A 15,018-nucleotide genomic window follows, 5' to 3' on the forward strand; every position below is an offset into this window, starting at 1 on the left:
GATGACTTCCTTCATACGTTCGCTGACTGCCAAGGCCCTGCTTGCCCTCACCACCAGCGTGGTTGCCACTGCGGCGCTGCTGGTGTCGCCGGCGGTTTCGGCGCAGGAATTCAAGATCGGCTATGTCAACAGCGACCGCATGCTGCGGGACGCGGCACCGGCCAAGGCGGCGCAGGCCAAGCTTGAAGTCGAATTTGGCAAGCGCGAGAAAGAACTCAACGACGCGGCTGCGCGGCTCAAGACGACCGCCGACAAATTCGAGAAGGAGCAGGTCACCCTGGCCGAATCCGAGCGCGGACGCCGACAGCGCGACCTCGTCGAGCAGGAGCGTGAGCTGCAGCGCAAGCGCCGCGAGTTCCAGGAAGACCTGAACCAGCGCAAGAACGAAGAGCTGTCGGCCGTGGTCGAGCGCGCCAACCGCGTCATCAAGCAGATCTTCGATGCCGAAAAGTACGACCTGATCCTGCAGGATCCGGTGGTGTTTGCCGGTCCCCGTGTGGACATCACCGACAAGGTGATCAAGGCGCTCAACGCCGCTCCCGCGCCGACCAAGTGAGTTCCGTCTTCTCCGTGCGCCTGCACGAGGTGCAGGCGGCCCTCGGGGGAGATCTGGTCTCGAACGACGGCGCCGACGAGTCGCTCGGTGACCGCCTGATCAGCCGCATCGGGTCGCTCGCCGGCGCCGATGCCGCGACGATCAGCTTCCTGTCGAATCCCCGCTACCGCGCTCAATTGCAGGATACGGCTGCCGGCTGCGTCGTCGTGGCGCCTGGTGTGCGCGGCGATGTTCGGGCAGGTTGTGTTGCGCTGGTCACGCCGGATCCCTACCTCTACTTTGCCCGCCTGACGCAGTGGTGGGCGGCACGCTCGCGTGTTGCTCCGCAGGTCGGCCTCCACCCCAGCGCGGTGGTGGCACCGGATGCCCTGCTGGGCGAGGGCGTGTCCGTCGGGCCGCTGGCGGTCATCGAGTCTGGTGCAGTGATTGGCCAGGGCGCCGTGGTCGGTGCCCACGCGTTCATCGGCGCGGGTGTCGAGATCGGTGCGGCCACTCGCCTTGCGCCGCACGTGACGCTGATGCCGGGCACGCGTCTTGGTGCGCGTTGCCTGCTGCACAGCGGCGTCGTCATTGGCGCCGACGGTTTCGGCTTCGCGCCGACCGAAGGCCGCTGGGAAAAGATCGAACAGCTCGGCGGCGTGGTCGTGGGCGATGACGTGGAAATCGGCGCGAACACCTGCATCGACCGCGGTGCCCTCGACGACACCATCATCGGCTCCGGGGTCAAGCTCGACAACCTGATCCAGATCGGCCACAACGTCCAGATCGGCGACCACAGCGCGATGGCCGGCTGCGTCGGCGTGGCGGGCAGTGCGCGCATCGGCCGTGGCTGCACGGTGGGAGGTGGCGCCATCGTGCTGGGTCACCTCGCGCTGGCCGATGGGGTCCACATCTCCGCGGCCAGCGTCGTGATGCGCTCGATTGCCAAGCCCGGGCAGTACAGCGGGGTCTTCCCGCTCGACGACAACGCCTCGTGGGAGAAGAATGCCGCCACGCTGCGGCAACTGCACACCTTGCGCGACCGCCTGCGCGCCCTCGAAAAGAAGATGACACCATGACCACGACGCCGATCCTGCCTGCCGACCTGACCGAGACGCCCGCTCCGGTGCTGCTCAAGATGGACATCCACCAGATCCTCAAGAAGCTGCCGCACCGCTACCCGATCCTGCTGGTGGACCGTGTGCTGGAGATCGAGCTGGGCAAGCGCATCAAGGCGCTGAAAAACGTCTCGATCAACGAGCCAATCTTCCTGGGCCACTTCCCGCACCGCCCGGTGATGCCGGGTGTGATGATCCTCGAAGCGCTGGCGCAAGCCTCGGCGCTGCTGTCCTTCGCGACCATGGGCGAGGATCCGGGTGAGGACACGGTGGTCTATTTCGCGGGCATCGACGGTGCGCGTTTCAAGCGCCCGGTCGAACCCGGTGACCAGCTCATCCTTGAATCGACCCTGGAGCGTTCCAAGGGCGGCATCTTCAAGTACAAGGCCCGCGCCACGGTCAATGGCGAACTCGCCACCGAGGCCGAGCTGATGTGCACGATGCGCAAGATCGTCTCCTGATTCGGGCAAACGGCGCATGAGCAGCATCCACTCCACCGCAATCGTCGATCCCGAGGCCCGCCTGCACCCTTCGGTCGAGGTCGGCCCGTATTCGATCATCGGTGCCCATGTGAGCCTGGGTGAGGGCACCCGCGTCGGCCCGCACTGCGTGATCGACGGTCACACGACCATCGGCCGGAACAACCGCTTCTATCCGTTCTGCTCGATCGGCTCCGATCCGCAGGACAAGAAGTACGCGGGCGAACCGACCCGGCTGGAGATCGGCGACGGCAACACCTTCCGCGAGTCCTGCACCGTGTCCACCGGCACGACGCAGGATGAAGGCGTCACCCGCATCGGCGATGACAACTGGCTCATGGCCTATGTCCACATCGCCCATGACTGCCGCATCGGCAGCCACACCATCATGGCCAACGTCACGACGCTTGCCGGCCATGTGCAGGTGGGCGACTGGGCGATCATCGGCGGCCTGACGGGCATCCACCAGTTCAGCCGCGTCGGCGCCCACGCGATGGCCGGGTTCGCCTCGCGCATCGCGCAGGACGTGCCGCCCTTCGTCATGGTCGCCGGCAATCCCTGCGAAGCCCACGGCTTCAACCAGGAAGGCCTCAAGCGCCGCGGCTTCAGCGCCGAGCGCATCGGCGTGGTCAAGCAGATGTACCGCGCGCTCTACCGCAAGAGCCTGACGCTGGACGCCGCGAAGGCCGAAATCGAGGCCTTGCTGGGCACGGTGCCGGAGGCAGACGGCGAGGTGCGCCAGATGCTGGACTTCCTCGCCCACGCGCCCCGCGGCATCGTCCGCTGAGCCGGTCTGCCGATGGAGACGACCGATCCGCGCATGGCACTGGTGGCCGGCGAAGCCTCGGGTGACCTGCTGGCGGGTCTGCTGCTGGGCGGTGTGCGCCGGCGCTGGCCCGGTCTGCAGAGCTACGGCATCGGCGGCCCGCAGATGAAACAGCAGGGTTTTGACGCCTGGTGGGCCTACGACCTGCTTGCCGTGCACGGCTACAGCCTGGAACTGCTCTGGCGCCTGCGCCGTCTGTTCGCGCTGCGGGCCGAACTGGGCGACCGCCTGCTCGCCGATCGGCCGGACGTGTTCATCGGCGTCGATGCGCCGGATTTCAATCTCGGGCTGGAAACGCGGCTCAAGGCGGCCGGCATCAAGACCATTCACTTTGTCAGTCCCTCGATCTGGGCCTGGCGTGGCACGCGCATCCACAAGATCCGCAAGGCCGTGGACCATGTGCTGTGCCTGTTTCCCTTCGAGCCGGAGATCTACCAGCGCGCTGGCATCGCCGCGACCTACGTGGGCCACCCGCTGGCGGACGCGATTCCGATGGAGGTGCCGCGTGCGGCGTCCCGCACGGCACTGAATCTGGCCGATGGCGCCACTGTCATTGCGCTGCTGCCGGGCAGCCGACGCAGCGAGATCCGCTACATCCTGCCGAGTCTGCTGGGCGCCGCTGCCTTGCTGACCAGGCAGCGGCCCGGGCTGACGTTCGTGCTGCCGGCCATGCGGGGCGTGCGCGACCTGATCGATCCGCTGGTGGCGAAGTACGCCGGGCAGATCGACCTGCAGGTACTCGATGGCCGCTCGCACGAGGTGCTCGCCGCCTGCGACCTGACGCTGATCGCCAGCGGCACCGCCACGCTCGAAGCCGCGCTGTTCAAGCGCCCGATGGTCATCACCTACAACATGCACTGGCTGTCATGGCTGCGCATGAAGCGCATGGCGTATCAGCCATGGGTGGGGTTGCCGAACATCCTCGCGCGCGGTTTTGTGGTGCCCGAGTTGCTGCAAGACTCCTGCACCCCGGAGGCGCTGGCGCAGGCCGCTGGGCAATGGCTGGACAGCCCTGCGCGCTGCGAGGGCGTGCGCCAGCGTTTCACCGAACTGCACCACCTGCTGCGCCAGGACACGGCGCGACGAGCCACCGATGCCATCGCGCAAGTCCTCGGCCGCTGAGCCCATCCCCTTCATCAGCGAGCAGTTCGCGCTGAGCTTCGACCGCCCCGGCCTGATCGCGGGCGTGGACGAGGCCGGGCGCGGGCCGCTGGCGGGGCCGGTGGTGGCGGCGGCCGTGATCCTCGACGACCTGCAGCCCATCGCCGGGCTGGCCGACTCGAAGGTGCTCACGGCGAAGCGGCGCGAGCGGCTCTTCGACGAGATCCGCGCCAAGGCGCTGGCCTGCTGCATCGCCGAAGCGAGCGTCGAGGAGATCGACCAGCTCAACATCCTGCACGCGACGATGCTGGCGATGCGCCGCGCCGTCGAGGGCCTGCGGCTGCGGCCGGTCAAGGTGCTGGTCAATGGCAACCGCATCCCGACGCTGCGCATTCCCGCCGAGGCCATCGTCAAGGGCGACGCCAAGGTGCAGGCGATCTCGGCGGCATCGATTCTCGCCAAGGTCTACCGCGACCGGCTCTGTGCCGAGCTGCACGCACGCTATCCCCAATACGCCTTCGACGTCCACAAGGGCTATCCGACCGCGGCCCACCTCAGCCTGCTGCGCGAACACGGCCCGTGCGACCAGCACCGACGCTCCTACGCACCCGTGCGCGCCGCCGCCTTGCTGCACCCGTCTCCGATTCCGCCCCAGACTTGACCCCGAACCCGACCCGATGAAAGAACCTCGCCACATCACTTCCCGCAGCAGCCCGCTGGTCAAGGACCTGCGCAGGCTCGCCCAGGAGCCGGGCGCTTACCGCAAGCTCGGTCTCGTCTGGCTGGAGGGCGATCACCTGTGCCGGGCGTTTCTGGCGCGGGGCGGGCGGCCGAAGCAGGCAGTGGTCGGTGCCAGTGCGTGGTTGCAACCCGGCCCGCGCGAGCTGGCGCTGAAGGCGGACGAGATCAGCGTGCTCGACGACGGCCTGCTGCCCGAGATCAGCTCGCTGGAGTCGCCTGCGTCGATCGGCTTCCTGATCGACGGCCCCGCCAAGGGACAGGCCCCGTTGGCCAGCGTGGCGACGGTGGTGCTCGACCGGCTGCAAGACCCCGGCAACGTCGGCACCATCCTGCGCAGCGCTGCGGCCTTGGGCGTGAAGCAGGTGCTGACGATGAAGGGCAGCGCGGGCCTGTGGTCGCCCAAGGTGCTGCGCGCCGGCATGGGAGCGCACTTTGCCTTGCATCTGGTCGAGGGTGTGATCGTCAGCGAACTCGATTCGCTCGGCGTCACCCTCATCGCCACCAGCTCGCACGCCACACAGGCTCTGCACGAGCTGACCCTGCCTGCGCCGTGCGCCTGGGTCTTCGGGCATGAAGGGCAGGGTGTCGCCGAGCCGCTGATGCAGCGTTGCGGGCTGACGGTGCGCATTCCGCAGCCCGGTGGCGAGGAGTCGCTCAACGTGGCGGCAGCGACGGCGATCTGTCTGTACGAGTCGGCGCGGCAGGCGCTGTAAACCCGATCAGTAGATCAACCGATCCGGTCGGATATCGCGCAGGATCGTCGTGGCAATCTCCTCGATCGACTTGTGCGTCGAGGACAGCCAAGCGATCCCTTCGCGCTTCATGATCCGCTCGGCCTCGTTGATCTCGGCGCGGCAGTTTTCCAGCGCGGCGTACTTGCTGCCCGGCCGGCGCTCGTTGCGGATCTGGCTCAGCCGATCGGCGTCGATGGTCAGGCCGAAGCACTTGCGCTTGTGCGGCTTGAGCATGGTGGGCAGGCTGTCGCGCTCGAAGACCTCGGGGATCAGCGGGCAGTTGGCAGCCTTGATGCCGTGCTGCATCGCCAGATACAGCGACGTCGGCGTCTTGCCGCAGCGGCTCACACCCACCAGGATCACGTCCGCCTCAGCCAGGTTGCGTGCCGACTGACCGTCGTCGTGCGCCAGCGAGAAGTTGATCGCCTCGATGCGGTCGTGGTATTCCTGACTCTTGGCCACGTCCGAAAAGCGGCCGACGCGGTGGTTGCTCTTGACGCCCAGCTCGATCTCGATCGGCTCGACGAAGGTGCGGAACATGTCGAGCACCAGTGCATTGCACTGGGCGCTGAGCAGGTCGCGCACATCGTTTTTGGCGAGTGTCAGGAAAACAATCGGGCGCTGGCCTTCCTGCAGCGCGAGCTGGTTGATCTCCTTGACGACGTGTTCGGCCTTTTCCTGGGTGTCGATGAAGGGCCGGCGGATGTGGCGGTGCTTGGCCGGGAACTGGGCCATGATGGAATTGCCGAAGGTTTCCGCAGTGATGCCGGTGCCATCGGAGACAAAGAAGACGGTGCGGTTGGGCATGAAGGTGATCGCATGAATTGGGTACAGGCGAGGTACATCATAGGTCGGCCTGCCCCTAGAATGGCACCCAATCGCTTCTCGCCATGCCACGCCCGATCCCCCTCTCACACAAACAACCACCACAAAGCGGGTGGGGGATGACGGCTGGCGTTCGCCGCAGGGAAGCCCCAGATTTTTTACATCATGGAGCTTTGTCATGTCTTCAACCTCTCTGGCGACCCCCCTGGTAGTTCCGTTCGAGCACCTGCGCATGACCGATGTCGAATCGGTCGGCGGCAAGAACGCCTCGCTCGGTGAAATGATCAGCCAGCTCGCCGCCTCTGGCGTGCGGGTGCCCGGTGGTTTTGCCACCACCGCCCAGGCCTTCCGCGAGTTCCTCACCGCCAGCCACCTGACCGAGAAGATCAACGCCCGCCTTGATGCGCTGAACACCGACGACGTGCGCGCCCTGGCCGAAGCCGGTGCCGAGATCCGAGGCTGGGTCGAGTCCGCGCCGTTCCCGGCCGAGTTCGAGGCGCAGATCCGCGCCGAATTCATCAAGCTCACCGAGGGCAACCCCGGTGCGTCCTTCGCCGTGCGCTCGTCGGCCACCGCGGAAGACCTGCCGGACGCCTCGTTTGCCGGGCAGCAGGAGTCGTTCCTGAACGTCGTTGGCATCGACAGCGTGCTGCACAAGATTCGCGAGGTGTTCGCGTCGCTCTACAACGACCGCGCCATCTCCTACCGCGTCCACAAGGGCTTCGCGCACGCCGATGTCGCGCTGTCGGCGGGCATCCAGCGCATGGTGCGTTCGGATCTGGGTGCAGCGGGCGTGATGTTCACGATGGACACCGAATCCGGTTTCCAGGAGGTCGTTTTCATCACCTCCAGCTACGGTCTGGGCGAGACGGTGGTGCAGGGTGCCGTGAACCCGGACGAGTTCTATGTCCACAAGCCCACGCTGCGCAACGGCAAGGCCGCCGTGATCCGCCGCAACCTGGGCTCCAAGCTGATCCGCATGGAGTTCGCGACGCCGGAAGAGAAGGCCGCCACCGGCAAGCTGGTGCGCACCGTGGACACGCCGCCCGAGATGCGCAACCGCTATTCGCTCAACGATGCGGACGTGACGGAGCTGGCCCGCTACGCACTGATCATCGAGAAGCATTACGCCCGCCCGATGGACATCGAGTGGGGCAAGGACGGCAGTGACGGTCTGCTCTACATCCTGCAGGCCCGCCCGGAAACGGTGAAGAGCCAGATGGGCGGCAAGGTCGAGCACCGCTACAAGCTCAAGAACAGCACCGACCGCACCATCGTCGCCGAAGGCCGCGCGATCGGCCAGAAGATCGGCACCGGCCCGGTACGGCTGGTTCATTCGAGCGCCGAGATGGAGCGTGTTCAGCCCGGCGACGTGCTCGTGACCGACATGACCGATCCTAACTGGGAGCCGGTGATGAAGCGCGCGGCCGCGATCGTCACCAACCGTGGCGGGCGCACCTGCCACGCGGCGATCATTGCCCGCGAACTGGGCATCCCGGCGGTGGTCGGCTGCGGCGATGCGACCGAGCACCTGAAGGACGGCCAGCTCGTCACGGTCGCCTGCTCGGAAGGCGACACCGGCTACATCTACGATGGCCTGCTCGACATGGAAGTCAGCGAGGTGCAGCGCGGCGAGCTGCCGTACTCGCCGGTCAAGATCATGATGAACGTCGGCAACCCGCAGCTCGCGTTCGACTTCTGCCAGATGCCGAACTCGGGCGTGGGCCTGGCGCGCCTTGAATTCATCATCAACAACAACATTGGCGTCCACCCGAAGGCGATCCTCGACTACCCGAACATCGACTCCGACCTGAAGAAGGCTGTCGAATCGGTGGCGCGGGGTCACGCCAGCCCGCGGGCGTTCTACGTGGACAAGCTGGTCGAGGGCATCTCCACCATCGCCGCGGCCTTCTGGCCCAAGCCGGTGATCGTGCGCCTGTCGGACTTCAAGTCGAACGAGTACCGCAAGCTGATCGGCGGCAGCCGCTACGAGCCGGAAGAAGAGAACCCGATGCTGGGCTTCCGCGGTGCGGCACGCTATGTCAGCGCCGAGTTCGGCGAAGCGTTCGCGATGGAGTGCGAGGCGATGCGCCGTGTGCGCAACGACATGGGACTGACCAACGTCGAGATCATGGTGCCCTTCGTGCGCACGCTGAAGCAGGCCGAGCGCGTCGTCGGCATGCTTGCCGACCAGGGCCTCAAGCGCGGTCAGGACGGGCTGCGCCTGATCATGATGTGCGAGATCCCGAGCAATGCCATTCTGGCCGAGCAGTACCTGGAGTTCTTCGATGGCATGTCCATCGGCTCGAACGACCTGACCCAGTTGACGCTGGGCCTGGACCGTGATTCGGGGCTGGAAATCCTCGCCGCCGACTTCGACGAGCGCGATCCGGCCGTCAAGGCACTGATCTCCCGGGCGATCGCTGCCTGCCGTGCGCATGGCAAGTACATCGGTATCTGCGGCCAGGGGCCCAGCGACCACCCCGACTTCGCTGACTGGCTGGCGCAGGAGGGGATCGTGTCGATCTCGCTGAACCCGGACTCGGTCGTCGAGACTTGGCAGCGCTTGGCCAAACGCTGATCGGCCACGCGCGGCGCATCGGCTATTCACTTGCAAGGTGGCTTCGGCCCCCTTTTTTCCTGCAGCCCACCCATTCCGGTGGGCTGTTGCGTTGCATGGTTCACCTTGGTGTCAATCCCGTGGCGGAGTTGGCGGCGGCTGCGCACAATTCCCTTCAACGCACACCCAAGGTGATTGCATGGACCAGAAGAATCCCGAACGTCCCTCCGAGACAAGCTACTGGCGCCGCGTGTGCCTGTGGACTTTGCTGGGGTTGGTGCTGTGGTTTGGTGTCACGTTCGGGGTGTCGTGGTGGGCCCATGCGCTGGATGTGTGGCACGTCGGGCGGATGCCGGCAGGCTACTGGTGGGCCACACAAGGGGCGATCGGGGTGTACCTGTTGATCATCGTGGTGCATGGCTGGGGGATGGACCGGCTGGAGCGCAGGGTGCTGACCGAGGCTGACGAGCGCCATGGCTGATCCGGTGCTCGGTGCGTCCGAGGAGACGCGGGCCTTCACGCGGGTGCTGGGGCGGCGCTATGGCTACTACACGCTCGGAGTGCTGGCCTTCATCCTGGGGCTGGGGGCGATGGAGCGCCTGGGTTGGCCGCGGGGCTGGATCGGCGGCACGTTTCTGATCGCGACCGTGGCGGTGTACGCGGCCATCGGACTGATGTCGCGCACGACCGACGAGTCCGAGTACTACGTCGCCGGTCGGCGTGTGCCAGCGATCTTCAACGGCATGGCCACTGCGGCGGACTGGATGTCAGCTGCCTCGTTCATCGGCACGGCCGGTGTGCTGTATCTGCAGGGATTTGCTGGACTGGCCTACATCCTTGGCTGGACGGGGGGTTATTGCCTGGTGGCGCTGCTGCTGGCGCCCTACCTGCGCCGGCTTGGCTGTTTCACGATCCCCGAGTTCCTCGGCGCCCGCTATGGCGGTGAGCTGCCGCGTCTGGTGGGCGTGGTCGCGGTGACGCTGGTGTCCTTTGTCTACGTGGTGGTGCAGATCTACGGTGTGGGGCTCATCACCTCGCATCTCACTGGCTTCAGCTTTGAGATTGGCATCTTTGTCGGGCTGGGCGGTGTGCTGGTGTGCTCGTTCCTGGGGGGCATGCGGGCGGTGACCTGGACGCAGGTGGCGCAGTACATCATCCTGATCCTGGCCTATCTGACACCGGTGGTGTGGATGTCGCTGAACCAGACGGGCAGTCCCTTTCCGCTGTTTTCATATGGGCAGCAGTTGGAACACGTCACACAGCGCGAGGAGGTTCTGAAGAATGACCAGGCCGAGCTGACCGTGATTCGCCAGTTGCAGGTGCGCGCCGATGACGCGCTGCGCAAGCTCGACGACGTACGGCAGGCGATGACCGATGACGCCGAGACGCTGGCTGCGCAGGTCAAGGCGCTGCAGGCAGGCGATGCGGCGCCGGCGCGGGTGCAGCAGGCCGAGCGGCGCCTGCTGAGTCGTCCGCAGACCGAAGCTGCTGCCCGTACGGCCTACCAGCAGGAGTACGACGACGCCCGTCAGCGTGCACTCCCGCTGGGTGGCATGCCGCCGCAGGCGCAGCCGATCGCTGCGGGCGATCCGCGCGGGGATGCATCGGCGCGTGAGGCGTATGAGGTGGGAAGACGCAACTTTCTGGCGCTGGTTCTGTGCCTGATGCTGGGTACGGCTGCGATGCCGCATGTGCTGACGCGCTACTACACGACCCCGTCAGTCAGCGAAGCAAGGCGGTCCGTGGGCTGGTCGCTGTTCTTCATCGCGCTGCTCTATCTGGCGGCACCGGCGCTGGCGGTGATGGTCAAGTACGAGGTGTTCACGAATCTCATCGGTACGCCGTTTGATCAATTGCCGGGCTGGATTCGGCGCTGGGCCAAGCTCGATCCCACACTGGTGTCGGTCGAAGACATCAACGGCGATGGTCTGCTGCAACTGGCCGAGCTGCACCTTGGCGGCGATGTCATCGTGCTGGCCGCGCCGGAGATTGGCGGGCTGCCGCTGGTGGTGACCTATCTGGTGGCGGCGGGTGGATTGGCTGCGGCGCTGTCCACGGCAGACGGGTTGCTGCTGACCATCTCCAATGCGCTGTCACACGATCTGTACTTTCGGCTCATCAACCCGCGCGCGCCGGCCATGCGCCGCGTGATGCTGTCCAAGTTCCTGGTGCTGGTGGTGGCGCTGGTGGCGGCGTTCATCGCATCGATGCGGTTCGCGGACATTCTCCAGTTCGTTTCGGCGGCGTTTTCGCTCGCGGCGGCGACGTTCTTTCCGGCGCTGGTGATGGGCATTTTCTGGCGACGTGCCAACCGGACTGGCGCGGTGCTGGGCATGTTGTCTGGCCTGAGTGTCTGCAGCTACTACATGGTCACCAACCATGAACTGCTGCGCCGGCTTTTTGGTGTCACCCGACCGCTGCAGGACTGCGCGTGGTGGGGGATCGAACCGGTGGCGGCCGGCGTGTTCGGTGCGCCTGCTGGCGCGCTGGTGCTGGTGATCGCGAGCTTGCTCTCGCGTCCGCCAGCGGCGGCTGAACAGGCCGTGGTTGATCGGCTGCGCACACCCGGATGGTCCTAGCGGGTGCCTGCGGAGACTGGCAACGGAATCGGGCTATAATCGCAGGCTTTTCTCTTGCTGCACCCGTTTCTTGACGCGACGGGGCGGCTTCCGCAACAGGAATCCATGAGGAGTATCCATGCGTCACTATGAAATCGTGCTGCTGGTCCATCCGGACCAGAGCGAGCAAGTTCCGGCCATGCTGGAGCGTTACAAGGCTCTGGTGGCCGCGTCCGGTGGTCAGATCCACCGTGTCGAAGACTGGGGTCGCTTCCAGTTGGCTTACCTGATCAACAAGCTGGCCAAGGCGCACTACCTGTGCCTGAACATCGAATGCAGCAAGGAAACCCTGGCTGAAATCGAAACCGGCTTCCGCTTCAACGACGCAGTCCTGCGCCACCTGACGGTTCGTCGCGACAAGGCCGAAACCGGTCCTTCGTCGATGATGAAGCGCGTGGAGAAGGAAGAAGCGCGCAAGTCGTCGTCCCAGCAGGAAACGAGCAACTGATGTCGGCAGACGCCTGCCACGCTCCGGTGGTCAACCAGGTGCTGCTCGCAGCCCAGGTCATCGAGCGTGCGGCCATGCGCTATACCCCGGCAGGTCTGCCGGCGCTGGATGTGCGATTGGCTCACGCCTCGCAGATCGAGCACGCCGGACACCCCAGGCAGGTCAGCGTGGAAATCCACGCGACGGCCCTCGGGGACACTGCCCGCCAGCTCGAAAGACTGGCGATCGGCGAATCCGCAGTGTTCAGCGGATTCCTGGGCAAGCAGCGCAGCGGTCGGGGCGTCATGTTCCACATCCGTCAGCTCGACACCAGTCCCAACGTTCCAGTATTGACTTAGGAGGTTGTCATGCCCCCGCCACGTGGTAAATTTTCCAAGGACCGCAAGGTCAAGCGCAACCAGCAATCCCTGCTGTTCAAGCGCAAGCGTTTCTGCCGCTTCACCGTCGCCGGTGTCGAATCGATCGATTACAAGGATCTCGACATCCTGCGTGATTTCGTCGGCGAAAACGGCAAGATCACCCCGGCCCGCCTGACCGGCACCCGTGCGATCTACCAGCGTCAGCTGACCACCGCGATCAAGCGTGCGCGCTTCCTCGCGATGCTGCCGTACAGCGACCAGCACAAGGTCTGAGGAGTCCGGTATGCAAGTGATCCTGCTCGAAAAAGTGGCCAACCTCGGCACCCTGGGTGACGTGGTCAAGGTCAAGGACGGCTACGCCCGCAATTTCCTGATCCCCAAGGGTGCTGCACGCCGTGCCACCGAAAAGGCCATCAAGGAATTCGAAGTCCGCCGTGCCGAACTCGAAAAAGTGCTGGCCGACAAGCTGGCTGCCGCACAGGCCGAAGGCGAAAAGCTGGCTGGCAAGACCGTCACCATCGCCCAGAAGGCCGGTGTCGATGGCCGTCTGTTCGGCTCGGTGACCAACGCCGACGTGGCCGAGGCCCTCAAGGCCGCTGGCTTCGCCGTTGCCAAGGCCCAGGTCCGCATGCCCAATGGCCCGCTGAAGGTCGTTGGTGCGCAGACAGTGGCCGTTGCACTGCACCATGACGTCGTGGTCGATGTGACCGTGGCGGTCGTCGGCGCGACGGACTGATCCCCGTCCCTGTGCCCGCACCGTGCTGGTCACGGTGCTCCTGAAGGCCGGCGCAAGCCGGCCTTTTCATTTGGTCTGTCCACCGCCCGCCTCCCGACCTATCATCGAACGATGTCTTCCCTGTCATCCGGATCCATGATGCCGTCCTCCCGGGGCGGTGACGAAGAGGTCGCGCGGCTGCGCGTGCCTCCCCACTCGGTCGAGGCCGAACAGAGCGTGCTGGGAGGCCTGCTGCTCGACAACAGCGCCTCCGACCGCGCCGGTGACCTGCTCACCGACAACGATTTCTACCGCTACGAACACAAGCTGATCTACGCGGCCATCATGGCCCTCATCAGCGGCAACAAGCCTGCCGACGTGATCACGGTCTTCGAGCACCTGCAAAGCCTGGGCAAGTCCGACGACGTAGGCGGTCTGGGCTACCTGAACGCGCTGGCCAACAGCGTGCCGGGGGCCGCCAACCTGCGCCGCTATGCCGAGATCGTTCGCGAGCGGGCCATCCTGCGCAAGCTGGTCGAGACCAGCGATGAGATCGCCACCAAGGCACTGAACCCGCAGGGAACCCCTGTCTCGATCATCCTCGACGAGGCCGAGAGCAAGATCTTCAAGATCGGCGAAGAGGGCTCGCGCAACAAGCAGGGCTTCCATTCGCTCGACAACCTGGTCGTGTCGCTGATCGACCGCGTGCAGGAACTGGCCGACAGCGGCGCCGGTGAGGTGACCGGCGTGCCGAGTGGCTTCATCGACCTCGACCGCATGACGGCGGGGTTCCAGGGCGGCGATTTGATCATCCTGGCGGCACGGCCCTCAATGGGGAAAACTGCCTTCGCGCTCAACATCGCCGAACACGTCGCCGTCAAGGAGCGCAAGCCGGTCGTCGTGTTCTCGATGGAAATGGGTGCATCGCAACTGGCGCTGCGGATGGTCGGCTCGCTCGGCCGCATCGACCAGCAGCACCTGCGCACCGGCGCGCTGAACGATGACGAGTGGGGGCGGCTGTCCGAGGTGCTGGACCTGCTGCACGGCGTTCACCTGTTCATCGACGAAACGCCTGCGCTGACGCCGGGTGAAGTCCGTGCGCGGGCGCGGCGGCAGGCGCGCCAGTTCGGGCAACTCGGCCTGATCGTGGTGGACTATCTGCAGCTCATGAGTGGCTCGGGCTCCGGCAACGGCGAAAACCGGGCGACCGAGATCAGCGAGATCTCGCGCGGTCTGAAGGCGCTCGCCAAGGAGTTGCAATGCCCTGTGATCGCGCTGTCGCAGCTCAACCGGTCGGTGGAAACACGCACCGACAAGCGGCCGATGATGAGCGATCTTCGCGAATCTGGTGCGATTGAGCAGGATGCAGACGTCATCATGTTCATCTACCGCGATGATTACTACAACAAGGAATCGAAAGAGCCGGGTGTGGCCGAGATCGTGATCGGCAAGCAGCGTAACGGTCCAGTGGGCACCATCAAGCTGGCGTTCATGAAACCGCTGACCAAGTTCGAGAATCTGGCCCCGGGCAGCTATGGCGGCGAGTACTGAGCCGATGCTGCCGGTTCATGCATGAAGTGAAGAAGGGGCCTTGCGGCCCCTTCGACGTTCTGACGTTCTGGTGTGGGACCAGCTTCAGTCGTCGCCACCCACGATGCCAAACAGCATCAGCAGGTTCTGGAACACGTTGTAGATGTCCAGATACAGCGCCAGTGTCGCGCTGATGTAGTTGGTCTCACCACCGTCAATGATGCGGCGGATGTCGTAGAGCATGAACGCCGAGAAGATGCCGATGGCAAGGACCGACAGCGTCATCATCGTGAGCGACCAGCCATGCCCACTTGAAGGAGGTGGATAGCTCCGAGACGATGGTGTCCAGCAATGTGAATTGGTGGACAGCAATGGAACACAAGGACAAGACTCGGCGAGTGCATGACGCCGAGTTCAAGGCGAAGGTGC

The 15,018-nt window shown here is 65.3% G+C and carries 16 protein-coding genes and 1 pseudogene; 15 read left to right on the top strand and 2 right to left on the bottom strand.

Features of this window, described 5'->3' with window-relative positions; genetic code table 11:
• The first annotated feature begins 1 nt into the window (after position 1).
• Genes RMP06_RS12725 through RMP06_RS12755 form a run of 7 tightly spaced genes read left to right on the top strand, consistent with a single transcriptional unit; the run spans position 2 to position 5,513 of the window.
• Positions 2–556, top strand: a complete 555-nt coding sequence (locus tag RMP06_RS12725; protein ID WP_310462147.1) for an OmpH/Skp family outer membrane protein — start codon at positions 2–4, stop codon at positions 554–556.
• Positions 553–1,614, top strand: a complete 1,062-nt coding sequence (lpxD, locus tag RMP06_RS12730; protein WP_310462148.1) for a UDP-3-O-(3-hydroxymyristoyl)glucosamine N-acyltransferase — start codon at positions 553–555, stop codon at positions 1,612–1,614. The genes RMP06_RS12725 and lpxD overlap by 4 nt, the downstream gene beginning before the upstream one ends.
• A gap of 59 nt (positions 1,615–1,673) precedes the next feature.
• Positions 1,674–2,114, top strand: coding sequence for a 3-hydroxyacyl-ACP dehydratase FabZ (fabZ, locus tag RMP06_RS12735; RefSeq protein WP_310462164.1), 441 nt, complete (start codon positions 1,674–1,676; stop codon positions 2,112–2,114).
• 16 nt (positions 2,115–2,130) lie between these two features.
• Positions 2,131–2,919, top strand: a complete 789-nt coding sequence (gene lpxA / locus RMP06_RS12740) for an acyl-ACP--UDP-N-acetylglucosamine O-acyltransferase (protein ID WP_310462149.1) — start codon at positions 2,131–2,133, stop codon at positions 2,917–2,919.
• A 12-nt stretch (positions 2,920–2,931) separates the two neighbouring features.
• Positions 2,932–4,080 (top strand): lipid-A-disaccharide synthase, encoded by a 1,149-nt coding sequence (gene lpxB, locus RMP06_RS12745; protein WP_310462150.1) that lies wholly within the window; start codon positions 2,932–2,934, stop codon positions 4,078–4,080.
• Positions 4,052–4,720 carry a ribonuclease HII gene (gene rnhB, locus RMP06_RS12750; RefSeq protein WP_310462151.1) on the top strand — a complete coding sequence of 223 codons (669 nt, stop codon included), beginning with the start codon at positions 4,052–4,054 and terminating at the stop codon, positions 4,718–4,720. The genes lpxB and rnhB overlap by 29 nt, the downstream gene beginning before the upstream one ends.
• A gap of 16 nt (positions 4,721–4,736) precedes the next feature.
• Positions 4,737–5,513 carry a TrmH family RNA methyltransferase gene (locus RMP06_RS12755; RefSeq protein WP_310462152.1) on the top strand — a complete coding sequence of 259 codons (777 nt, stop codon included), beginning with the start codon at positions 4,737–4,739 and terminating at the stop codon, positions 5,511–5,513.
• Between the two features lie 6 nt (positions 5,514–5,519).
• Here RMP06_RS12755 and ppsR read toward each other — a convergent pair whose 3' ends face one another.
• Complete coding sequence (gene ppsR, locus RMP06_RS12760) at positions 5,520–6,341, bottom strand: posphoenolpyruvate synthetase regulatory kinase/phosphorylase PpsR (RefSeq protein ID WP_310462153.1); 822 nt, start codon at positions 6,339–6,341, stop codon at positions 5,520–5,522.
• A 196-nt stretch (positions 6,342–6,537) separates the two neighbouring features.
• On the opposite strand from ppsR, the gene ppsA reads away from it, so the two are divergent.
• From ppsA to dnaB, 8 genes are all read left to right on the top strand, one after another.
• Positions 6,538–8,940 carry a phosphoenolpyruvate synthase gene (ppsA, locus tag RMP06_RS12765; protein ID WP_310462154.1) on the top strand — a complete coding sequence of 801 codons (2,403 nt, stop codon included), beginning with the start codon at positions 6,538–6,540 and terminating at the stop codon, positions 8,938–8,940.
• A 178-nt stretch (positions 8,941–9,118) separates the two neighbouring features.
• On the top strand, positions 9,119–9,400 hold the full coding sequence (locus RMP06_RS12770) for a DUF4212 domain-containing protein (protein WP_310462155.1): 282 nt from the start codon (positions 9,119–9,121) through the stop codon (positions 9,398–9,400).
• Positions 9,393–11,498 carry a sodium:solute symporter family protein gene (locus RMP06_RS12775; RefSeq protein WP_310462156.1) on the top strand — a complete coding sequence of 702 codons (2,106 nt, stop codon included), beginning with the start codon at positions 9,393–9,395 and terminating at the stop codon, positions 11,496–11,498. Before RMP06_RS12770 ends, RMP06_RS12775 begins: the two co-directional genes overlap by 8 nt.
• A 118-nt stretch (positions 11,499–11,616) precedes the next feature.
• Positions 11,617–11,985 carry a 30S ribosomal protein S6 gene (gene rpsF / locus RMP06_RS12780; protein ID WP_179635079.1) on the top strand — a complete coding sequence of 123 codons (369 nt, stop codon included), beginning with the start codon at positions 11,617–11,619 and terminating at the stop codon, positions 11,983–11,985.
• Complete coding sequence (gene priB / locus RMP06_RS12785; protein WP_310462157.1) at positions 11,985–12,323, top strand: primosomal replication protein N; 339 nt, start codon at positions 11,985–11,987, stop codon at positions 12,321–12,323. The genes rpsF and priB overlap by 1 nt, the downstream gene beginning before the upstream one ends.
• Positions 12,324–12,332: 9 nt before the next feature.
• The gene (rpsR, locus tag RMP06_RS12790) at positions 12,333–12,617 is read left to right on the top strand and encodes a 30S ribosomal protein S18 (protein ID WP_179635080.1); all 285 of its coding nucleotides are present in this window, start codon (positions 12,333–12,335) and stop codon (positions 12,615–12,617) included.
• A gap of 10 nt (positions 12,618–12,627) precedes the next feature.
• Positions 12,628–13,080: a 50S ribosomal protein L9 gene (rplI, locus tag RMP06_RS12795; protein ID WP_310462158.1), complete on the top strand. Its 453-nt coding sequence runs from the start codon at positions 12,628–12,630 to the stop codon at positions 13,078–13,080.
• Between the two features lie 111 nt (positions 13,081–13,191).
• The gene (gene dnaB, locus RMP06_RS12800; RefSeq protein WP_310462159.1) at positions 13,192–14,610 is read left to right on the top strand and encodes a replicative DNA helicase; all 1,419 of its coding nucleotides are present in this window, start codon (positions 13,192–13,194) and stop codon (positions 14,608–14,610) included.
• A gap of 84 nt (positions 14,611–14,694) precedes the next feature.
• Here the strand turns inward: dnaB and RMP06_RS12805 are convergent.
• Positions 14,695–14,892 (bottom strand): annotated as a pseudogene (locus RMP06_RS12805) (Bax inhibitor-1 family protein); the annotation flags it as partial.
• Positions 14,893–15,018: the final 126 nt, after the last annotated feature.

The sequence above is a fragment of the Sphaerotilus sp. genome, assembly GCF_031429695.1.
GTDB lineage: Bacteria > Pseudomonadota > Gammaproteobacteria > Burkholderiales > Burkholderiaceae_C > Sphaerotilus.